Here is a 20,906-nt window from a genome sequence, read left to right on the forward strand (position 1 = left end):
GCGCGCAACTATGCTCGAGCGGGTGACCCTCTCCCCCGCGGCACGCACGTCCACGCTCGAGCGGTTCCGTTCCGGCGGTGAGCTCGACGTCCTCGTCGTCGGAGGCGGCGTCGTCGGCTGCGGTGCGGCGCTCGACGCGGTGACGCGTGGCCTCTCGACCGGGCTCATCGAGGCCCGCGACTACGCCAGCGGCACGAGCTCGCGGTCGAGCAAGCTGATCCACGGCGGCCTGCGCTACCTCGAGATGCTCGACTTCGGGCTCGTCCACGAGGCCCTGCAGGAGCGCCGGCTGCTCCTCACGACGATCGCTCCGCACCTCGTCCGGCCGGTGCCGTTCATGTACCCGCTGAGCAAGCCCGCGTGGGAGCGGTTCTACGTCGGCTCGGGCATCGCGCTCTACGACGGACTCGCGTTCGGCGTGCGCCAGACCGCCGGACTCCCGCGCCACCGTCACCTCGGCAAGAAGGCCGCCCTGCGCCTCATGCCGAGCCTGCGACCCGACGCGCTCACCGGCGCGATCCAGTACCACGACGCCCAGGTCGACGACGCCCGCTTCGTCCTCGAGCTCGCCCGGACCGCGGCACAGCACGGCGCCCACGTCATCAACCGCGTCGCCGCGACGAGCCTGCTCCGCTCCGACGACGGCGAGCGCGTCGTCGGAGTGCGCGCCCGCGACAACGCGACCGGCGAGGAGCTCGACATCCGGGCCCGGCGGGTCGTCGCCGCCACCGGCGTCTGGACCGACGAGATCCAGTCGATGCTCGGCGACGACGGCCCCCTCAAGGTCCGGTCGAGCAAGGGCATCCACCTCGTCGTTCCGCGCGACCGCATCACGTCCGAGACCGGCGTCATCCTGCGCACCGAGAAGTCCGTCCTCTTCATCATCCCGTGGGACGAGCACTGGATCATCGGCACGACCGACACCGACTGGAGTCTCGACAAGGCCCACCCCGCCGCCACGTCCGCCGACATCGACTACCTCCTCGAGACGGTCAACTCGGTCCTCGTCACTCCCCTCACGCGGGACGACATCGACGGCGTGTATGCCGGCCTGCGCCCCTTGATCTCGGGCGACGACTCCGACGAGACCACCAAGCTCTCACGCGAGCACGTCGTCGCCACACCGGTTCCCGGCCTCACGCTCGTCGCCGGCGGCAAGTACACGACCTACCGGATCATGGCCCGTGACGCCGTCGACGAGGCCGTCAAGGACCTCGGCGAGGAGGTGGCCGAGTCCTCCACCGACAAGGTGCCCCTCGCCGGCGCGGTCGGCTGGGAGTGGCTCAGCGAGCGCCCGCAGATCCTCGCCCGTTCGGCAGGCATCGACGAGGAGCACGTCGAGACCCTCCTCGAGCGCTACGGCACCCTCACCAAGGAGATCCTCGTCCTCATCAACGCCCAGCCCGAGCTCGGCGAGCTCCTGCCCGGCGGTGAGACGCACCTCAAGGCCGAGGTCGTCTACGCGGCGGCGACCGAGGGCGCGATGCACCTCACCGACATCCTCACGAGGCGCACGCGCATCTCGATCGAGGCGCGCGACCGTGGCCTCGGCGCCGCGCCGCACGCGGCCGCGCTCGCGGCGCCGATCCTCGGCTGGGACGCCGCGCGCGTCGCCAACGAGATCGACATCTACCACCGCCGGGTCGAGGCCGAGATGTCGAGCCAGATGATGCCCGACGACGAGAGCGCGGACCAGGTCCGCCGCCTCGCCCCCGACGGCGCCCTCTGAGCGCACAGAAAGCGCACAGACCTCGCCAATTCCTCCCGTTCGGTACGTCAGCGGCGTACCGAACGGAAGGAATTGGCGAGTTGGTCACGGGGACAGCTCGAGTGGTGGGCCGTGGTGGGTGCACCAGCCGATGACGTCGTCGTCGACCTCGACCTGAGGTCGCCACGACCCGCTCTCGGGCAGCACCTCCGGGTCCTCGAGCGCGACGCGCACGACCGGCATACGCGGTCGTGCCTCGTCGATGGCTGCGAGCATCGCGGCATACTCCTCCTTCGGCCAGTACATCCGCGTGATCGAGTGCCACACGACAGTGAGCACGTCGTCGGCCACCGGCTCGGCGAGGCGATCGCGCACCCAATGGGCGGCTCCGGCCCGGTCGACGGCGACGGGCGTCTCGCGCAGGGTTGCCAGGGCTGCGACGAGCCGGCTGTCACGCTCCGGCATGTGCGGCCAGACGAACGACCGGAGGTGTGCCGCACCGTCGCTCGTCGTCGCGTCGAACGGGTCGAGGTCGCATCCTCGCCGCTCCACCACCTCGACCGCGGCGGGGACGAGGCCGGCGCCGCCGCACCCTTCGAGAACGAGGTGCGCGTCCTCCGGCCCCGCCGCCCACCCGTCGCCCACGAACCGGAAGCGGTCGACGAGGAGATTGAGGCCGGCCGACGCACCCGGTTCGAGGAGCCGTACCCGGTGCAGGCCGGTGCGTCGAACCGCCTCCGAGAGCCCCGCGAGCAGCGCCAGCGAACGACCCACCTCGTTGGTCTGCGGTGCGACGTCGAGACCGGCCCGGAGCTCGGCCACGTGGTCGCGGAGGACGGGTTCGAGAGCCGGCCACACGGCATACCGCTCGGCTGTTCCGCCCATGGACGGGTAGAAGCGCGCGAGGTCCGGAGCGTCGCCGCGCAGCACGATGCGGTGGATCCCGGCGAGCAGCCGCAGCTGCACCATGTCACCTGGCGGCGCGTCCTCCCGGCCCCGGAGAATGTCGCGCACCACTCCGCCGCGGTCGGCGTCGTCGGCGAGCTCGCGCACGAGCACGCCGTAGAGGTGGTCGGTGCTGCCGCCCCAGTGGTTGCGCATGCGCTCGACCACGGTGGCTCCGTCGTAGGCGCTCACGCGTGACACGATAGGCCGGTGAGCGAAGAGCAGAAGCAGGCAGAGAACCGCGCCCGTCCGACGACGGAGGAGTTCCGTCGCTTCGTCCGTGAGGACTGGGCAGAGCGCCGTCCGCAGGCGACCGGGCAGTCCCCAGCGGCCCCGTATGCCGCCGCGCGCCGCGCCGCCGTGAGCGCCGCGTTCCCGGGCGACCGGCTCGTCGTCCCCGCCGGCGGTCTCAAGGTCCGCAGCAACGACACCGACTACGTCTTCCGCCCGCACACCGCGTTCGCCCACCTCACCGGCCTCGGCGCCGACCGCGAGCCCGACGCCGTGCTCGTGCTCGAGCCCACCGCCGACGGACACGAGGCCGTCCTCTACTTCCGCCCGCTCGGCGAGCGCGACAGCGACGAGTTCTTCGCGGACGCGCGCTACGGCGAGTTCTGGGTCGGCGCCCGGCCGAGCCTGGCCGACATCGAGCTCGAGCTCGGCGTCACCGCACGCCACATCGACGAGTTCGAGGCGGCGGTCGCCAAGGACGCCGGCGAGGTCACCGTCCGCCTCGTGCGCGACGCCGACCGTGAGCTGTCCGCCACGCTCGACGACGCGCGGGTCGAGAACGGAGCCGAGCGCGAGACCCTCGCCGAGCTCGACGACGCGCTCGCCCACGCCCTCTCGGTCCTGCGCCTCACCAAGGACGAGTGGGAGGTCGAGCAGATGCGCGAGGCCGTCGCCGCGACGCACGGCGGTTTCGAGGCGGTCATCGCCGAGCTCGAGACCGCTGCCGAGCTCGGCCGTGGCGAGCGCTGGATCGAGGGCATCTTCGGCCTCCACGCCCGCCACCAGGGCAATGGCGTCGGCTACGACTCGATCGCCGCGGCGGGCGACCACGCCAACACGCTGCACTGGATCAAGAACACCGGCGACGTCGCCGAGGGCGACCTCGTCCTCCTCGACGCCGGGGTCGAGGTCGACTCGCTCTTCACCGCCGACATCACCCGCACGCTGCCGGTGAGCGGCACCTTCACCGACGCGCAGCGCGAGGTCTACGACGCCGTCTACGCCGCGCAGGAGGCCGGCATCGCCGCCGCGAAGCCGGGCGCCAAGTTCTCCGACATCCACGCCGCGGCCATCAGGGTCATCGCCGAGCACCTCCACGCGTGGGGGCTGCTGCCCGAGGGCGTGAGCGTTGAGGACACCCTCGACACCGACCACGGCCAGTACCACCGTCGCTGGATGGTCCACGGCACGTCGCACCACCTCGGCCTCGACGTCCACGACTGCGCCCTCGCGACCCGCGCCGAGTACATGGACGCCGAGCTCGAGCCGGGCATGGTCCTGACCGTCGAGCCCGGTCTCTACTTCAAGGCCGACGACCTCAAGGTGCCCGAGCGCTTCCGCGGGATCGGCGTGCGCATCGAGGACGACATCGTCATCACCGCCGACGGCAACGAGAACCTCTCGGCCGCGATGCCGCGCAGCAGCGCCGACGTCGAGGCGTGGATCGCCGAGGTCCGCGAGGAGAACGCCTGACGCCCCGACCGCTTTTGTCCGACTGATTGCCACTTCCAGCGGCGGCAAGCGCAGCGAGCAGCCGCTGGAACGAGCAGCCAGCCGGTGTCAGCGGCGGTTGACGACGTCGAGGACGAGGGCGTGGGTCACGCCGTCGGCCTGCGCCGCCTGCGCGCCCATCTCGAGGATCATCGGCACGAGCGCGTCCGGCTTGGGGAAGTCGTCCGGCAGGGCCGAGTTGTATGCCGTGTGCGCCTCGAGCGAGGCGACCGCCACCTCGACGCGGTCGGAGACGTCGACGTAGTGGGTCGGCTTCGACGGTCCGGAGAAGGCGAGGACCTTGACGTTCCACGGCTCGAAGCCCTCGTCGACGAGCTCGGGGAAGATCCAGCGGTTGCCGGCGTCCGCGACGGCGTCGACCGTGGCCAGACCGACGGCACGGTGGTCGGCCTGGTTGAGCATGCCGGCGACGAACCGGTCGCCGTAGTCGCCGGTGATGACGAGGTCGGGGCGACGGCGGCGGATCTCGCGGGCTATGTCGCGGCGCAGGTCGAGGCCGTACTCGACCACACCGTCGCGGTGGGTGCCGAAGTCGACCTCGGTGACGCCGACGACGGCCGCGCTCGCCCGCTCCTCGGCCTCGCGGACCGTCGCCGCCTCGTCCGGCGCCATGGTGTCGATTCCTGCCTCACCCCGGGTGAGGAGGAAGTAGGTGACGGTCTTGCCCGCCTCGGTCCACTTCGCGACCGCGGCGGCAGTGCCGTACTCGATGTCGTCGGGGTGGGCGACGACGCAGAGGACCGACGAGAACTCCTCGGGCATCTCCTGCAGCGGAGGTCCGAACGCTGGCGCAGACATGTCGCTCAGGCTAGACCCGGGCGCGGGTCGTCACCGTGGGGTTGGTCGAGACCGGTCAGCTCGTCGACGCCGGGCCGGTCGTCGGGTCCGTGCGCCGGGCCTGTTCCTGGAGCCGCTGGGCCTCGGCCTGGGCGGCGGCCATCGGGTCCATCTGGGTGAGGAGCTCCCGACCGCGGGCGGCGTGCTTGTGCTCGGTGAGTACCTCGTACTTCGTCGCGACGACCTGTGTCACCGACGTGAAGTCGCGCTGGCCTCCGGTGATCGAGTAGCCGACGAACGCCCAGATCGCGCCGAAGACCGCACCGAAGACGACGGTCGCGAGGACCGACGTCCACGCGAACCCGCTCGTGTCGAAGAGCGCGAAGATCATGCCGATGAGCAGGCCGAGCCAGGCGCCGGAGAGCAGGCCCCCGATGAGGATGCGCCCCCGCGTGAGCCGGCCGGTGACGCGCTCGAGCTGCTTGAGGTCGGTGCCGACGATGAGGAGGTCCTCGACCGGGAACTCGTGGTCGGAGAGGTAGTCGACGGCCTTCTGCGCTCCGGCATAGGTGTCGTGGACCCCGAGGGACATCGGGTACTCGAGGGACAGGACCCGGGCGGCGGCCGCAGGCCCGAGTCCCCGTGTCGGTTGCGTGCTCATGGCCACAGTCTCCCACTCACGGCTGGACGACGGCTGGGAGCCCGCTGACCGGCATACCCGAGCGTTTGCCGGTCGCGAGCTCAGCGCTTGAGCGCGTACTCCTCGAGGAGGCGGCGGCCGATGATCATCTTCTGGATCTCGGCCGTGCCCTCACCGATGAGGAGCATCGGCGCCTCGCGGTAGAGCCGCTCGATCTCGTACTCCTTGGAGTAGCCGTAGCCGCCGTGGATCCGGAACGACTGCTCGACGACGTCCGCGCAGTACTCCGCCGCGAGGTACTTCGCCATGCCGGCCTCGAGGTCGTTGCGCTCGCCCTTGTCCTTGAGCCGGGCAGCCTTGACCATCATCTGGTGCGCGGCCTCGACCTTCGTCGCCATGTCGGCGAGGCGGAACATGATCGCCTGGTGCTGGGCGATCTGCTTGCCGAACGTCTCTCGCTGCTGTGCATAGGCGATCCCGAGCTCGAAAGCCCTGCGGGACAACCCACATGCGCGCGCGGCGACGTTGACGCGACCGACCTCGACACCGTCCATCATCTGGTAGAAGCCCTTGCCCGGGACCCCACCGAGGATCTGCGCCGACGTCGTCTCGTGCCCCTCGAGGACGAGCTCGGTCGTGTCGACCCCCTTGTAGCCCATCTTCTCGATCTTGCCCGGCACGGTGACGCCCTGAGCCGTCCGCCCGAAGCCGGGCTCCTTCTCGACGAGGAACGTCGTCATGTTCCTGTAGGGGCTGTCGCTCTCGCCGAGGTCGGTCCTGACGAGCACCGCGACGAGGTTGGACGACCCACCGTTGGTGAGCCACATCTTCTGCGCGTTGACGGTCCACTTCTGGTCCTCGCCCTCGCCGTCACCAGCGACCGCCTTGGACTTGATCGCGGCCACGTCGGAGCCGAGCCCGGGCTCGGACATCGAGAACGCACCCCGCACCTCACCCGTCGCCATCCGAGGGAGGTAGCGCTGCTTCTGCTCCTCGGTGCCGTGCTGGAGCAGCATGTAGGCGACGATGAAGTGGGTGTTGATGATGCCGCTCACCGACATCCAGCCCCGCGCGATCTCCTCGACGCACAGCGCATAGGTGAGCAGCGACTCCCCCAGTCCGCCGTACTCCTCGGGGATCATCAGACCGAAGATCCCCATCTCCTTCATGCCCTCGACGATCTCGGTCGGGTACTCGTCGGCGTGCTCGAGGTCCTGCGCGACCGGGATGATCTGCTCCTCGACGAACTGCCGGACGAGCTTGACCAGCTCGCTCTGCTCGTCGGTGAGGCCGTCGGTGCGCTGGAGCCGAGACATGCGTGGAAGCCGCCTTCGTGAGTGGGGTGAAAGACGTTGTCGAGTATGCCGTCCGCCCACCTGCCGGCCCACCGCTGCGGCGTGTGAGTCCTCCCACCTCCACCGGTCGAAAAGGTCCGTGGGTGGCGCATGACTGCACGGGCCGGGGGTAGGGACATCGACGTCCACGTCAACGAAAGGAGACCCCATGACGGACACGAGCATGTGGAGCTACCGAGGCGGCGACGACTGGTCGTCCATGAACCTCACCGGCTACACGGTCGAGGCCACCGACGGTGACATCGGCAAGGTCGACGAGGCGTCCACCGAGGTCGGCGCGAACTACATCGTCGTCGACACCGGACCGTGGATCTTCGGCAAGAAGGTCATGCTGCCGGCAGGCGTCATCTCGAGTGTCGACACCTCGGACGAGCGGGTACGCGTTGACCGGAGCAAGGACGAGATCAAGGCCTCGCCGGAGTTCGACGAGACCAGCTACCGGGACCCCGCGTACCGGGAGGACCTCGGCGGCTACTACGGCGAGCGCAGCACCGGACTCTGACGGAAGCCGCGCTTCGACACGATGCCCTCACCCAGCCGTGCTGGGTGAGGGCACCGTTGTCCTCCGGTCGGTGACGCACCGGATCCTCGTGTCCCGCATGCCTCGATGGCCTCCCGCCGAGCCTCGGGTGGGTGACCGCGCGTTCACGCGCGGGAAAACCGGTGGCGCCGACCCGTCGGGGGGTGCCACGCTGGAGCGAGCCACACGGCATACGAGAGAGCGCGGTCGCGAGGACCACGCTCCGAGAGAAGGAGGCGTGACATGTCCACGACTGTCCCGGGCCCTGTCAGCGCCCACCCCCTTCTCTCGATGGAGCACCACCGTGCACTTCTCCGACGCCGCGACCGAGTCGCCGCTGTTCGCAAGCAACACCTGTCCTGACACCCCGCCCGAGGGCGAGCGCTGGTCCACGTGGGACGGCGCCATGCACGGGCCGACACCCCGACCCGACTGGGTCATCACCGCCCTCGGCGCCGTCGAGGAGGACCTCGGCGTCCTCAAGACCGGCAAGGAGGCGGACGTCCACCTCGTCCGGCGGTGGGTGCCCGACGGCACCGCCTCACCGGCCGTCGAGTCGATCCTCGCCGCCAAGCGCTACCGCGGGAGCGAGAACCGCCTCTTCCACCGCGACAGCGGCTACCTCGAGGGTCGCCGGGTCCGCAAGAGCCGCGAGATGCGGGCCATGATGCGGCGCACCGACTTCGGCCGCGCGATGATCGCCGGGCAGTGGGCTGCAGCCGAGTTCGACGCCCTCGGGCGTCTGTGGGAGCTCGGGCTGCCCGTCCCCTACCCCGTCCAGCTCGACGAGGCCGAGATGCTCATGGAGTTCGTCGCGGACGGTGGCACGGACCGCACGGCCGCTCCCCGGCTCGTGCAGACGAAGCCGTCACCGGAGCTGCTCGCCGAGCTCTTCGAGCAGTTCCGCCACGTCGTCCTCACCCTCGCGCAGGAGGGCTGGGCGCACGGCGACCTCTCGCCCTACAACGTCCTCGTGCGCGAGGAGGCGCTCGTCGTCATCGACTGGCCGCAGATCGTCGACGTCGTCGGCAACCCGCACGGGTTCGAGTTCCTCGAGCGCGACGTCCGGACGATGTGCGACTGGTTCGTCCGGCGAGGGCTCGACGTCGACGCCGACCTCGTCTTCGGCGACGCCGCGGCGATGGCGGCGGGTTCCACCTGGTGACCTGCCGCCGCGGCCCGTCCCGGCTGCGGCGGCAGGTGACACCGCCGTGGACCGTGGTCAGTAGAGGACGACGCGGCGGTTGAGGGCAACCCAGCCGCCGGCCCAGAGCATGTCCTGGGCGGCGGTGCTCACCCGGCAGCAGCCGTGCGAGGCGGGATAGGGCGGGATCGACTGCGACCCGTGGATGGCGAAGTCACCGCGCCAGTAGGTCGGTCGCCACATCGACCCGAGCGACCCCGTCTGCCACCCGTTCGACCAGCGCCAGTAGATCGAGTAGGAGCCGGTGGGCGTGCGTGCGGTCTTCCACGACCCGCCGGAGTAGTAGCGCTCGCCGCTGCCCGTGCTCGTGTTGAGCGTGTGGACGAGCCGGCCGTTGCTGACGACCATGAGGATCTGCTTCTTCAGGTCCACCTCGATGAGCGTGCCCGAGGTCGCGCGCGGTCGCGGCGTGAACCCACGGGCCAGCAGACCCCACGCGGCGAGGTCGATGCGGCCGCTGCGGCGTGCGCCCGCCGACTTCTGCAGGGCCCACACCGCCTGCTGTGTCACGTGGCCGAACGTGCCGTCGGGCGTGCCCACCCAGTAGCCCAGGGCCCGCAGCCGCTCCTGCGCCTCGGTGACCGCGGGTCCGCGGGACCCGAGGACGAGGACGGGGCGGGTCGCCGCCTCGGCCGTCGTCGCCGCGAGGGCGCTCGCCCCCAGGACGGAGGCACCCACGCCCCCGACGAGTGCCGCGCGCCGCGACACACCGTGACCGGTGTCGTCCATCGTTCCCCTGCCCTTCGCAAGACTCCCGTGCCCGTGTGGACGCGCGAGGGCGCCCGAAGGTTGCGTCGCGGGGAGTTGGGAGGATCCTACCGCCGACCGGCGATGACGTCGTGGGTCGCCAGGACCCGCCTCGCGACCTCGACGTGGAGGTTCTCGACCATGCGGCCGTTGTGCGTCACGACCCCGGTCCCGGCGCCGGCCTCCCACGCCTCGAGGATGCCGCGCGCCTCCACGACCGCCTCCTCGCTCGGAGCGAAGGTCGCGTTGCAGGCCTCCACCTGGCCGGGGTGGATGAGGGTCTTGCCGTCGAAGCCGAAGTCGCGTCCCTGGACGCACTCCGCCTCGAACCCCTCGGCGTCCTTGACGTCGTTGTAGACCCCGTCGAGGATCGCGATCCCCGCTTCGCGCGCGGCGAGCAGCGACAGCTGCAGGGCAGTGAGCAGCGGCGCCCGGCCGGGGACGTGCTCGGCGCGCAGCTCCTTGACGAGGTCGTTCGTGCCCATGACGAGGACGGCGAGCCGCGGTGACGCCGAGGCGATCTCGCGGACGTTGAAGATCGCCTCGGGCGTCTCGACCATCGCCCAGAGCCTCGTGTGCTCCGGGGCGCCGGCCGCCTCGAGCGCGGCCACGAGCGATCGCACCTCGTCGGCCGAGCCGACCTTGGGCACGACGATGCCGGCGGGCCCGGCGGCAGCGGCCGCGGCGAGGTCGGCGTCGTGCCACTGGGTGCCCGAGCCGTTGATCCGGATCGTGACCTCGCGGTCGCCGTACTCGCCCGATGCCGCTGCGGCACAGGCATTCTCGCGCGCCGCGTCCTTGTGGTCCGGCCCGACTGCGTCCTCGAGGTCGAGGATGAGCGCGTCGACCGGCAGCGTCTTCGCCTTCTCGAGCGCGCGCTCGTTCGAGCTGGGCATGTAGAGGACCGACCGACGAGGCACGTATGCCGTCTGCTCCCCCATCAGGACGCCTCACCCTCGCCCGACGCGGCAGGTGAGTCGACGGCATACAGCGTCGCGAGCTCGGGGTCGCTCGCGCTGAGGCGATCGGCGAGCTCGAGGATGACGAGGCACTGCTTGAGCGAGGCGTCGTCCTCCATCTTGCCGTCGAGCATGACGGCGCCGGTGCCGTCGCCCATAGCCTCCTTGACGCGGCGTGCGTGGGCGACGTCCTCGGCGGACGGGCTGAAGACACGCTTGGCGATCTCGATCTGGACAGGGTGCAGCGACCACGTGCCGACGCACCCGAGGAGGAAGGCGTTGCGGAACTGGTCCTCGCAGGCGACGACGTCCTTGATGTCACCGAAGGGCCCGTAGTAGGGGAAGATCCCGTGCATCGCACAGGCGTCGACCATCCGCGCGATCGTGTAGTGCCACAGGTCCTGCTGGTAGGTCGCGCGGGCGCCCTCGACGTCGCCGTCCACGGGGTCCTGCCGCACGAGGTAGCCCGGGTGGCCGCCGCCCACGCGGGTCGTCTTCATCCGACGGTCGGCGGCGAGGTCGGCCGGACCGAGGCTGATGCCCTGCATGCGCGGCGAGGCGCCGGCGATGGCCTCGACGTTGGCGACGCCGCGGGCGGTCTCGAGGATCGCGTGGACGAGGATCGGCCGGGTGAGCCCGGCGCGTGCCTCGAGCTGGGCGAGGAGACGGTCGACGTAGTGGATGTCCTCGGGGCCCTGGACCTTCGGCACCATGATGACGTCGAGCCGGTCGCCGATCTCGGTGACGAGGGTGACGAGGTCGTCGAGGACCCACGGGCTGTCGAGGCTGTTGACGCGCGTCCAGAGCTGGGTGGACTCGCCGAAGTCCGTGCTCTTCGCAATGTCGACGAGGCCCTGCCGGGCGGCCTCCTTGCGGTCGGCCTTGACGGCGTCCTCGAGGTTGCCGAGGAGCACGTCGACCGTGCCCACCATCGCGGGGACCTTCGCCGCCATCTTCTCGTTGCTCGGGTCGAAGAAGTGGATCATCCGGCTGGGGCGGGCGGGCACCTCGCGCACCGGCGCCGGGGCGCCGACCGCGAGAGGGCCGAAGAAGTCCTTGGGTGAGCGCATGGAGCCGGACGCTAGCAGTGCGCGGGCGGGGGGCGTTATGAGACAGTTCACGCCGTGAGCGGCTCCGCGCAGACACCCTCCCCCGTCAACGTCACGCGCCTGCTCGCCGAGGCGGCGAGCAAGTCCGGCGTGATGTGGGTCGAGGTGCCGGACAGGGGCACCCACGCGGTCTGGTTCGTCTGGCACGACGACGAGGACCCTCGCGGCGCCGGGCCCGCGGCCTACGTCGTCTCCGGCGTCGGCGAGCAGACCCTGCCGCACCTGCCGCCGGAGGTGCGGGTCATCCTGCGCAGCAAGGACACCGGTGCCCGCCTCCTCGCGTTGCCCGCCACGACCCGTGAGCTCGAGCCCGGATCGCCGGAGTGGGACGCCGCCGCCGAGGTGCTGCGCGCCGAGCGGCTCAACGCCACCGGCGACGTCGTCGCCCGCTGGCGCGAGAGCGCGACCATCACCGTCATCACTCCTCATGGCCGTCCCGACGAGGCGCCCGGATCGTATGCCGTCGGCCCCGGTCGCGTGACCGTCACGCCCGCGCGTGGGACGACGGCGCGTTGGCGGCCGTGGCACTGGCGCGGTCGCGGTCGCGACTGAGGACGTCGCGGCCGGGCGCAGCGGGAAAGGACGACCGGCCCCGGGACGGCGCCACGGGCCGAGCGGTCGGCCCGACTAGCCTGTCCGTGTGAGCACGAGCACCCGCGTCTTCGTCGGCCGACTGGCCGAGCTCGCCGTCTTCGACCCCCTGGGCGACCCCGTGGGTCGCGTCCGGGACGTCGTCGTGACGTTCAGCGCGCAGCGCACCAGACCTCGGGTCATCGGCCTCGTCGTCGAGGTGCCCGGCCGCCGCCGGGTCTTCGTGCCCATGACCCGGGTGACGTCGGTCGACGGTGGCCAGGTCATCACCACCGGCCTCGTCAACATGCGCCGCTTCGAGCAGCGCCCCAACGAGACGCTCGTCCTCGCCGAGCTCATCGAGCGCCACGTCCGCGTGCGCGACGAGGGAGGCGAGGTCGTCGACGCGACGGTCGAGGACATCGGGCTCGAGCAGAACCACGCCCGCAGCTGGTCGGTGACCCGCGCCTTCGTCCGTCGTGCCTCCGCCCGCAGCTCGCTCTCCCGGCTCGGCCGCCGCCGGGGTGAGACGTTCGTCGTCCCCATCGAGGACGTCGACGGCCTGCGCGACACCGCCGACGTCCAGAGCGCGGCCCGGCTCCTCGAGCACTACGAGGACCTCAAGCCCGCCGACCTCGCCGAGGCGATCCACGACCTCCCCGCCAAGCGCCGGGCCGAGGTCGCCGCCGCCCTCGCCGACGAGCAGCTCGCCGACGTCCTCGAGGAGCTCCCCGAGGAGGAGCAGGTCGAGATCATCGCCGGCCTCGGCAACGACCGCATCGCCGACGTCCTCGAGGCGATGGAGCCCGACGACGCCGCCGACCTCCTCGCCGAGCTCCCGACCGCGCGCCAGGAGGAGCTGCTCGAGCTCATGGAGCCCGACGAGGCGGCGGACCTGCGGCGGCTCCTCACCTACGACGAGAACACCGCCGGTGGCCTCATGACGACCGAGCCGGTGATCCTCGGCCCGGACGCCTCGATCGCCGAGGCCCTCGCGGTCGTACGGCGACAGGAGCTGTCGACGACGATGGCGTGCACCGTCTTCGTGTGCCGCCCGCCGCTCGAGACCCCGACCGGCAAGTTCCTCGGCATGGTCCACATCCAGCGCCTGCTGCGCGAGCCCCCGCACGCCGCGATCGGGACCATCCTCGACAAGGACGTCGAGCCGGTCTCGACCGACGCCACCGTGGGCCAGGTGACGCGCATGCTCGCGACCTACGACCTCGTCGCGCTTCCCGTCGTCGACGACAACGGGCTGCTCGTCGGCGCCGTCACGGTCGACGACGTCCTCGACCACCTCCTGCCCGACGACTGGCGCGAGGACCGCCACGAGGTCACCGGCTCGCACGAGGTGATCCCGCATGGCTGAGCGCCGCGACCGCGCGCCTCGCCTCGACCAGCCGCGAGAGGCGAGGCGCCAGTTCATCAGCCGCCCCGAGGCCCTCACCGAGGAGGCGTTCGGCGTCCTCTCCGAGCGGTTCGCCCGCTACATGGGGACGGCCTACTTCCTCATCGGCATGACGATCTTCGTCCTCGCCTGGGTGCTGTGGAACCTCCTCGCGCCGAGCGACTGGCGCTTCGACGAGTACCCCTTCATCTTCCTCACGCTCATGCTCAGCCTGCAGGCCTCGTATGCCGCGCCGCTCATCCTCCTCGCGCAGAACCGCCAGGCCGACCGTGACCGCGTGGCCCTCGAGCAGGACCGCACCAGGGACGAGCGCAACCTCGCCGACACCGAGTTCCTCACCCGCGAGGTCGCCGCGCTGCGGATCGCCATGCGCGACAGCGCGACCCGTGACTTCGTCCGCGGCGAGCTGCGCGACCTGCTCGACGAGATGGAGGAGCGAGGGCTCGTCGTGGGTCGGCTGGCCCCCGACGACCGTGACGCATCGGACACCGCCAGGACCCGGCCCGATGAGGGAGGATCGCACCGCTCGACCTAGCATGGAGCAATGCCCGACACCGCTGCACCCGTGAGCGACGAGGCCCTGCGCGCCGCTCTCTCCACCGTCAACGACCCCGAGATCCGCAAGCCGATCACCGAGCTCGGCATGGTCGAGTCGGTGGAGTGCGACGACACCGGACGGGTCGCGGTGACCGTGCTGCTCACCATCGCCGGCTGCCCCCTCAAGGACACCCTCACCAAGGACACGATCGCGGCCCTGCTCAAGGTCCCCGGCGTCACCGCCGTCGACGTCACGCTCGGTGTCATGTCCGACGAGCAGCGCGCCGAGCTTCGCACGAACCTGCGCGGTGGCGCGGCCGAGAAGGAGATCCCCTTCGCCAAGGCCGGCAGCCTCACCCGCGTGTATGCCGTCGCGTCCGGCAAGGGCGGCGTCGGCAAGTCGTCGGTGACGGCCAACCTCGCGGCTGCGCTCGCCGAGCAGGGCCTCAAGGTCGGCGTCGTCGACGCCGACATCTACGGCTTCTCCATCCCGCGCATGCTCGGCGTCGAGCATCGGCCGACCCAGGTCGACGAGATGATCCTGCCGCCCGTCGCCCACGACGTGAAGGTCATCTCGATCGGCATGTTCGTGCCCGGCAACCAGCCGGTCGTCTGGCGTGGCCCCATGCTCCACCGGGCCCTGCAGCAGTTCCTCGCCGACGTCTTCTGGGGCGACCTCGACGTCCTCCTGCTCGACCTCCCCCCGGGCACGGGCGACATCGCGATCTCGGTCGCCCAGCTCATCCCCGGCGCCGAGATCCTCGTCGTCACGACCCCGCAGCAGGCGGCGGCCGAGGTCGCCGAGCGCGCCGGCGCGATCGCCGTCCAGACCCACCAGCGGGTCGCCGGGGTCATCGAGAACATGTCGTGGCTCGAGCTGCCCGACGGCACCCGCCAGGAGATCTTCGGCTCCGGAGGCGGGCAGGTCGTCGCGGACTCGCTCACCCGGAGCATCGGCGCCCCGGTGCCACTGCTCGGCCAGATCCCGCTCGACACGTCGCTGCGCATCGGTGCCGACCAGGGCAGCCCGGTCGTCCTCGGCGAGCCCACCTCCCCCGCGGCCGTCGCCCTGCGCGGCATCGCACGCGAGCTCGGTCAGCGCTCCCGCGGCCTCGCGGGTCGCTCGCTCGGCCTCACCCCCGCCGGCCGCTGACCGCACCAGTCCGACTTATTGCCCAGTTGGGACACGCTTTCGTCGGCCGAAGGCCACTCAGCGTGTCCCAACTGGGCAATGCGGGCATCTCAGGTGGCGTCGACGTCGTAGGGCGTCGGGCGCAGCGGGTCCCACCCCCGGTTGCTCGTGTCGAGCCAGGCCGACTCGTCGTCGGGTGACACCTCAGCGGTGTCGGGGTTCGTCCCGCGGGTCTTGAGTGTCGCGGCGGCGTCCTCGAGCGGCTCGACGAGTGCCTCGCGCACGATCCGGCGCGGGTCGTACTGCCGCGGGTCGTACTGGCGCCAGTTGATGTCCTCGTAGTCCGGGCCCAGCTGGTCCTTGAGCTGCCCCTTGGCACCCTCGGCCATGACCCTGGCCTTGCGGATCATTTGGGCGAGCTTCTGGGCGTACTCCGGCAGCCGCTCCGGGCCGAGGACGAAGACAGCGATGAGGGCAAGGAGCACGATCTCCCAGCCGTTGATGCCGAACACTCGTCCTCCTGTGCGCTCCCTCGAGCGTCAGTCGCTCCTGCCCTGGAGGACCATCTTGACATCCCGCGACTTCCCGTCCCGCACGACGGTCAGGGAGACCGTCGAGCCCACCGGCTTGGAGCGGATCGCCACGACGAGAGCGTCCGGGTCGGTGACCGGCTGGCCCTCGAACGCCGTGATGACGTCACCGGGCTCGAGCCCGGCCTTGTCGGCCGGGCCGCCGGGCGTGACCGCCGGCGTCTGGCTGCTGTCCTCGCCGATCTTGACGCCCTCGCCCTGGTAGCTGCGGTCGAGGACGACACCGATGACGGGGTGCTCGGCCTTGCCGGTGCGGATGAGCTGGTCGACGGTGATCTTGACCTGGGCGCTGGGGATGGCGAAGCCAACGCCGATGTTGCCGCTCTGCCCGTCGAGGCTCGAGCCGGCGACGCGAGCGATCGCGGTGTTGACGCCGATGACCCGTCCCTGCATGTCGAGCAGCGGCCCGCCCGAGTTGCCCGGGTTGATCGCCGCGTCCGTCTGGATGGCGTTGATGAAGGACTGGTCGTCGGCCTGGCCGGGCGTCACGGGCCGGTTGAGCGCCGACACGATGCCGGTGGTGACGGTCGAGTCGAGGCCCAGCGGCGCGCCCACGGCGATGACCGGGTCGCCGACGACGACGTCGGCGGAGTCGCCGAGCGTCAGCGCCTTGAGGTCGGTGCGCTCGACCTTGAGGACGGCGAGGTCGTAGGAGACGTCCCGCCCGACGATTGTCGCCTTGGACTGCTTGCCGTTGGCGAGGACGACGGTGATCGTGCCACCGTCGGCGGCCGAGGAGACGACGTGGTTGTTGGTGACGATGTGGCCCTTGCCGTCGAGCACCCAGCCCGAACCGGTGCCGTCGCCGCCGGTCGCCTCGACGCGGATCGTCACGACGCTGGGCGTCGCCCGCGCGGCGATGTTGGCGACGCTGCCCTCGGGGCGCGCCGTCGCTCCGGCGCCCGGCTTGGGCGCCGATCCGTTGTCGGAGCTCCCGCCGATGTCGAGGCCGTCGAAGCGGTCGGTCGAGCCGACCCATCCGCCGAGCAGGCCGCCACCGAGACCCGCGAGCAGCGCGGCGACGCCGGCGATGAGGAAGACCGCGAGCCAACCCGGACCGCGCCCGCTGCGACCCGACGACGGCGAGGAGGGCGAGGTGGGCGCGGCAGGCGAGCCGCCGGCATACGGACGAGGAGAAGCGGCCGCGGCATAGGGGTCGTATGCCGTGTGCCCACCGGGCTGCTGCCAGCTCTGGGGGCCGGCCGGCCGGCTCTGGGTGGACTCCCGCGACTGGGACGCCGCGGCGTCGGACCACCACGTCGGCTCCGGTTCGCGCGGCGGGAGCAGTGGCTGCTGGCCGGGGGCCGGACCGATCTCCTGCGTCCGCCCCAGGTCGACCTCGGTCGTGTGCCGCGGGTCGACGTCGGGGGACTCGCCGTCGGCGCGGTGCGGGCTGTCCTCGGTCATGTCCGAGATTCTGCCTCGCACAGGTCGAGGTTCCGAATCGAGCTGCCACCTGTCCACGAGGTCGAGACGGCGCGGGTTCGCAGCGGGCTCGCGGGGGCGCTCGGCGGCGACGACGCGGGCCGGACGGTGGGCGTCGAGCCACCCACGGAGCTCACCGACGTCGTGAGGGAGCCGGTGCCGGTCACGGTGAGCGACCACGCGACGGCGGCGGTCGCTCCAGCCGCCGCCGTCGCGAGGGCCGCCGACCTCAGAGGGCTCCGGTGCGCGGGAGGCGCCGACGGCGGAACCATCTCGAGAGGTGCGAACTCACCCGTCCGGTCCACCACGGGGGCGGCGGTCGACGTGGCGAGGGCGACGAGCTGGGCGTGGAGGCTGCCGGGCATCGACGGGCAACCCGTGGCGAGCAGCGCCTGCAGCCGGCGCTCGGCCGCGACGGCATGCTGGCAGTTGACGCAGGTGATGAGGTGGCGGTCCCAGGCGTCGGAGCGCTGCGGCGAGAGATGGCCCGAGACGTAGTCGGCGATCTCGTCCAGGCGGCAGCGGGAGGGTCGCGACAGGCCGATCACACGGCACCTCGCGCGGGCGTGAGGATCGCAGGGCGCAGCGAGGACCCACCGGACGAGGCGCGGACCTCGGGGGCGCGGTGCGCGAGGGCCTCGCGCAGCTGGGCGCGGCCGCGGTGGATGCGCGAGCGGACGGTGCCGAGCTTGACGTCGAGCGTGGCGGCGATCTCCTCGTAGGAGAGACCCTCGATGTCGCAGAGGACGACCGCGGCGCGGAAGTCGGGCGCGAGCGAGTCGAGCGCGCGCTGGACGTCGTCGTCGAAGTGGGCGTCGGCGTAGGTCTGCTCCGGGCCGAGCTCGCGGCTGGGCAGCCGGGCGGCGGACTCGTCGGAGAGCGCGTCGAAGCGGATCCGCTGCTTGCGGCGCATCTTGTCGAGGAAGACGTTGGTCGTGATGCGGTGCAGCCAGCCCTCGAAGGTGCCCGGGCGGTAGGTGTGCAGCGAGCGGAAGACGCGGATGAAGACGTCCTGGGTGAGGTCCTCCGCGTCGTGGACGTTGCCGGTGAGGCGGTAGGCGAGCCGGTAGACGCGGGCGCTGTGCTCCTCGACGATCTGCTCCCACGACGGCGGCGTCCACTCGAGGGTGGCCGCACCTGCGTCCGTCGTCATCGTCGTCCCCTGCTCCGTCGCCACGTGGCTGTCCATGCACTGATGTCTACGTGCCGGAGCCGGGAAATGTTCCTGAGGATCCTGAACGGCGGCTGTGAGTCCGGAGCAGGGGTGTCCCACGAGTAGGGTTTCGCTGCATGAGCACCCTCAAGCCCGCGAGCTGGTCGTACGCCGAGGACTTCGTCCCCGAGCCCGAGGCCATGGAGCAGGCCCGAGCGCGCGGTCTGGCCTTCGACGCCGCCACCCCGGTCGGCACCGGCGCGGGCGCGACCCTGCGGGTGCTCGCCGCCGCCATCGGCGCCCGCCACGTCATCGAGATCGGCACCGGTGCGGGCACGTCGGGCCTGTGGGTGCTCGCCGGCATGCCCGAGGACGGCGTGCTCACGACGATCGACATCTCCCCTGAGCACCAGCGCGCCGCCCGCGAGGCCTACGCCGGCGCCGGCTACCCGACGCAGCGCACCCGCGTCATCACCGGCCGGGCGACCGAGGTGCTCCCCCGCATGACCGACGGCGCCTACGACATGGTGCTCATCGACGCGGACAAGGCGAGCTACCCGGCATACGTCGAGCACGGGATCCGGCTGCTGCGCAGCGGCGGCGTGCTCGCCCTCGACAACATGCTCTGGCACGACAAGGTCGCCGACCCGGCGGCGCGCGACGTCGAGACGACGACGCTGCGCGACCTCGGCAAGTCGCTGCGCGACAACGAGGACGTCGTGCCCGCCCTGCTCCCGGTGAGCGACGGACTGCTCGTCGCCGTCAAGCGCTGACAACCACGACTTATTGCCCGTTTGGGCCGTTCCACGGTCGGCTCGCCGCGCTGGAATTGGCCCAAACGGGCAATAAGTCGTGCGATGGAGTCAGGCGTGGGCGTCGACGTGCGGGCCGGCTCCACGGCGGAAGCCGGCCGGTCCCTCGGCGATCGCGACGACCTCGAACTCCTCGATGACCGTCGGCGCCGAGCCGATGAGCTCGGACCCCTTGGACTCGCCGGCGGTCGCCTCGAACTCCTCGCGGAAGACCTTGCGCTCCTGCTCGGTGTCGAAGACGTAGGTGCCCTCGAACCACTCGCCCTCGCGCATCCGCCACACCTTGAAGGCGAGCCCGTCGAGGAACATGAACTTCGCGATCGAGGTGCCGACGACGTACTCACGCAGTCGGGCGGGGGCGTCTTCGGGGGCGTTCTCGAGCGACCAGCGCACTGCCAGTCCGTATCCGGCGTTCATCGCAGACCTTCCAACCATCGCAGCAGCAGTCGGGTGCCGAACCCCGTCCCACCCTTGGCGTGGACTCCGGAGTCGACATCGGAGCGGCCGGGGCCGGCGATGTCGAGGTGGGCCCAGCGACGCTCCCCCACGAACTCCTGCAGGAACAGCGCCGCCGTGATGGACCCACCTCCGACGGAGGGACCGATGTGGTTGATGTCGGCCACGTCGGACTCCAGTGCCCGACGGTAGGCCGCGACGAGCGGGAAGGGCCACAGCGTCTCACCTGCTGTCTCACCGGCCTCGCGGAGCTGGGACGACAGGTCGTCGTCGGTCGCGTAGACCGGAGCCATCGTCCGGGCGAGCGCGACCCGCGCCGCACCGGTGAGGGTGGCGATGTCGACGACGACATCGGGGTCGAGCTCGGCGTCGGCGTAGGCCAGGGCGTCGGCGAGCACGATCCGCCCCTCGGCGTCGGTGTTGCCGATCTCGGTCGTTCGTCCCCCGTAGTGCGTGACGACGTCGCCGGGCCGGTATGCCGCACCGTCGACCATGTTCTCGGCGAGCGCGAGCAGGCCGGTCACCTTGACCGGCACCTCGAGGTCGCGGCACGCGGCGAGCACCGCGAGGACGATCGCGGACCCGGTCATGTCGGTCTTCATCGCGAGCATGCCCTCGGCGGGCTTGACCTGGAGGCCGCCCGAGTCGAAGGTGATGCCCTTGCCCACGAGGACCACGTGGGGCGTCGAGGCGTCGGCGCCGTCGGGTGCCCAGCGGAGCTGGACGAGCCGCGGCGGGGTGCCGGAGCCGCCACCGACGGCGAGCAGACCGCCGAACCCGCCCTTGCGCAGGGCCGACTCGTCCCAGACACGCACGTCGAGACCGGAACGGCTCGCGACGGTCCGGGCCTGCCGGGCCATCCATGCGGGGTTCTTGATGTTGGAGGGGGTGTTGGCGAGGTTGCGCGCGACGAGGGTCGCCACGGAGCGGCGCACGGCGCGCTCGACGACGTCGGCCTCGGCACCGACGACGACGACCTCACCGGCCACCTCGGCGCCGGCGGTCCACTCCCCACCGGTCCAGCGGGTCGGCGCCCAGCCGCCGAGGACCGCACCCTCGACGAGCGCGGCGTGGCCGGCCTCGTCGGAGGGCGGCGCGAGGACGACGACGTGGTCG

The 20,906-nt window shown here is 71.4% G+C and carries 22 protein-coding genes; 9 read left to right on the forward strand and 13 right to left on the reverse strand.

The genetic code is table 11. From position 1 onward, the window contains the following. Positions 1 to 10 precede the first annotated feature (10 nt). A complete protein-coding gene (locus tag N798_RS11290) occupies positions 11 to 1,729 on the forward strand; it encodes a glycerol-3-phosphate dehydrogenase/oxidase (RefSeq protein ID WP_035948576.1) in 1,719 nt (572 codons plus the stop codon). A gap of 84 nt (positions 1,730 to 1,813) precedes the next feature. Here N798_RS11290 and N798_RS11295 read toward each other — a convergent pair whose 3' ends face one another. Further along, entirely contained in the window at positions 1,814 to 2,845 is a 1,032-nt protein-coding gene (locus tag N798_RS11295) for a DUF2332 domain-containing protein (protein WP_035948579.1), read from the reverse strand. 18 nt (positions 2,846 to 2,863) lie between these two features. On the opposite strand from N798_RS11295, the gene N798_RS11300 reads away from it, so the two are divergent. Continuing rightward, positions 2,864 to 4,357 carry an aminopeptidase P family protein gene (locus tag N798_RS11300; protein ID WP_035948581.1) on the forward strand — a complete coding sequence of 498 codons (1,494 nt, stop codon included), beginning with the start codon at positions 2,864 to 2,866 and terminating at the stop codon, positions 4,355 to 4,357. Positions 4,358 to 4,444: 87 nt separating this feature from the next. Here N798_RS11300 and N798_RS11305 read toward each other — a convergent pair whose 3' ends face one another. From N798_RS11305 to N798_RS11315, 3 genes are all read right to left on the reverse strand, one after another. Beyond that, complete coding sequence (locus tag N798_RS11305; protein ID WP_052117223.1) at positions 4,445 to 5,194, reverse strand: PIG-L deacetylase family protein; 750 nt, start codon at positions 5,192 to 5,194, stop codon at positions 4,445 to 4,447. Between the two features lie 55 nt (positions 5,195 to 5,249). Then, complete coding sequence (locus N798_RS11310; RefSeq protein WP_035948619.1) at positions 5,250 to 5,834, reverse strand: YflT domain-containing protein; 585 nt, start codon at positions 5,832 to 5,834, stop codon at positions 5,250 to 5,252. Between the two features lie 80 nt (positions 5,835 to 5,914). Then, positions 5,915 to 7,129, reverse strand: coding sequence for an acyl-CoA dehydrogenase family protein (locus N798_RS11315; RefSeq protein WP_035948585.1), 1,215 nt, complete (start codon positions 7,127 to 7,129; stop codon positions 5,915 to 5,917). A gap of 187 nt (positions 7,130 to 7,316) precedes the next feature. Here N798_RS11315 and N798_RS11320 point away from each other — a divergent pair, with 187 nt between their 5' ends. Then, a complete protein-coding gene (locus N798_RS11320; RefSeq protein ID WP_198030744.1) occupies positions 7,317 to 7,670 on the forward strand; it encodes a PRC-barrel domain-containing protein in 354 nt (117 codons plus the stop codon). A 322-nt stretch (positions 7,671 to 7,992) separates the two neighbouring features. Further along, positions 7,993 to 8,853, forward strand: coding sequence for a serine protein kinase RIO (locus N798_RS11325; protein WP_035948587.1), 861 nt, complete (start codon positions 7,993 to 7,995; stop codon positions 8,851 to 8,853). Positions 8,854 to 8,910: 57 nt separating this feature from the next. Here the strand turns inward: N798_RS11325 and N798_RS11330 are convergent, their stop codons facing one another. From N798_RS11330 to N798_RS11340, 3 genes are all read right to left on the reverse strand, one after another. After that, positions 8,911 to 9,621 (reverse strand): L,D-transpeptidase family protein, encoded by a 711-nt coding sequence (locus tag N798_RS11330; RefSeq protein ID WP_035948624.1) that lies wholly within the window; start codon positions 9,619 to 9,621, stop codon positions 8,911 to 8,913. Between the two features lie 86 nt (positions 9,622 to 9,707). Continuing rightward, a complete protein-coding gene (locus N798_RS11335; protein WP_035948590.1) occupies positions 9,708 to 10,580 on the reverse strand; it encodes an HpcH/HpaI aldolase/citrate lyase family protein in 873 nt (290 codons plus the stop codon). Continuing rightward, entirely contained in the window at positions 10,580 to 11,668 is a 1,089-nt protein-coding gene (locus N798_RS11340) for an HpcH/HpaI aldolase/citrate lyase family protein (RefSeq protein WP_035948592.1), read from the reverse strand. The genes N798_RS11335 and N798_RS11340 overlap by 1 nt, the downstream gene beginning before the upstream one ends. A gap of 54 nt (positions 11,669 to 11,722) precedes the next feature. Between N798_RS11340 and N798_RS11345 the strand changes: the two genes are divergently transcribed. The 4 genes from N798_RS11345 to N798_RS11360 all read left to right on the forward strand — a co-directional run bounded on the left by N798_RS11345 (position 11,723) and on the right by N798_RS11360 (position 15,375). Next, positions 11,723 to 12,259, forward strand: coding sequence for a hypothetical protein (locus N798_RS11345; protein ID WP_229708338.1), 537 nt, complete (start codon positions 11,723 to 11,725; stop codon positions 12,257 to 12,259). Positions 12,260 to 12,347: 88 nt separating this feature from the next. Continuing rightward, positions 12,348 to 13,646, forward strand: coding sequence for a magnesium transporter MgtE N-terminal domain-containing protein (locus N798_RS11350; RefSeq protein WP_035948594.1), 1,299 nt, complete (start codon positions 12,348 to 12,350; stop codon positions 13,644 to 13,646). Beyond that, positions 13,639 to 14,220 (forward strand): DUF1003 domain-containing protein, encoded by a 582-nt coding sequence (locus N798_RS11355; protein ID WP_035948596.1) that lies wholly within the window; start codon positions 13,639 to 13,641, stop codon positions 14,218 to 14,220. The genes N798_RS11350 and N798_RS11355 overlap by 8 nt, the downstream gene beginning before the upstream one ends. 9 nt (positions 14,221 to 14,229) lie before the next feature. Further along, positions 14,230 to 15,375, forward strand: coding sequence for an Mrp/NBP35 family ATP-binding protein (locus N798_RS11360; protein WP_035948599.1), 1,146 nt, complete (start codon positions 14,230 to 14,232; stop codon positions 15,373 to 15,375). Positions 15,376 to 15,464: 89 nt separating this feature from the next. Here N798_RS11360 and N798_RS11365 read toward each other — a convergent pair whose 3' ends face one another. The 4 genes from N798_RS11365 to sigE are packed head-to-tail and all read right to left on the reverse strand — an operon-like array spanning position 15,465 to position 18,558. Beyond that, positions 15,465 to 15,866 (reverse strand): twin-arginine translocase TatA/TatE family subunit, encoded by a 402-nt coding sequence (locus N798_RS11365; RefSeq protein WP_035948601.1) that lies wholly within the window; start codon positions 15,864 to 15,866, stop codon positions 15,465 to 15,467. Between the two features lie 27 nt (positions 15,867 to 15,893). Further along, entirely contained in the window at positions 15,894 to 17,351 is a 1,458-nt protein-coding gene (locus N798_RS11370) for a S1C family serine protease (RefSeq protein ID WP_052117227.1), read from the reverse strand. Next, entirely contained in the window at positions 17,348 to 17,917 is a 570-nt protein-coding gene (locus N798_RS18140) for an anti-sigma factor (protein ID WP_035948605.1), read from the reverse strand. The genes N798_RS11370 and N798_RS18140 overlap by 4 nt, the downstream gene beginning before the upstream one ends. Further along, the gene (sigE, locus tag N798_RS11380) at positions 17,914 to 18,558 is read right to left on the reverse strand and encodes an RNA polymerase sigma factor SigE (protein ID WP_052117229.1); all 645 of its coding nucleotides are present in this window, start codon (positions 18,556 to 18,558) and stop codon (positions 17,914 to 17,916) included. Before sigE ends, N798_RS18140 begins: the two co-directional genes overlap by 4 nt. Before the next feature lie 101 nt (positions 18,559 to 18,659). Here sigE and N798_RS11385 point away from each other — a divergent pair, with 101 nt between their 5' ends. Continuing rightward, positions 18,660 to 19,295, forward strand: a complete 636-nt coding sequence (locus N798_RS11385; RefSeq protein WP_035948608.1) for an O-methyltransferase — start codon at positions 18,660 to 18,662, stop codon at positions 19,293 to 19,295. 90 nt (positions 19,296 to 19,385) lie between these two features. Here N798_RS11385 and N798_RS11390 read toward each other — a convergent pair whose 3' ends face one another. Beyond that, entirely contained in the window at positions 19,386 to 19,751 is a 366-nt protein-coding gene (locus N798_RS11390) for a hypothetical protein (protein ID WP_035948611.1), read from the reverse strand. Beyond that, a partial coding sequence (locus tag N798_RS11395; protein ID WP_035948613.1) for a leucyl aminopeptidase family protein occupies positions 19,748 to 20,906 on the reverse strand: 1,159 nt, incomplete at its 5' end. The genes N798_RS11395 and N798_RS11390, both read right to left, overlap by 4 nt.

Source organism: Knoellia flava TL1 (genome assembly GCF_000768675.1).
Classification (GTDB): Bacteria; Actinomycetota; Actinomycetes; order Actinomycetales; family Dermatophilaceae; genus Knoellia; species Knoellia flava.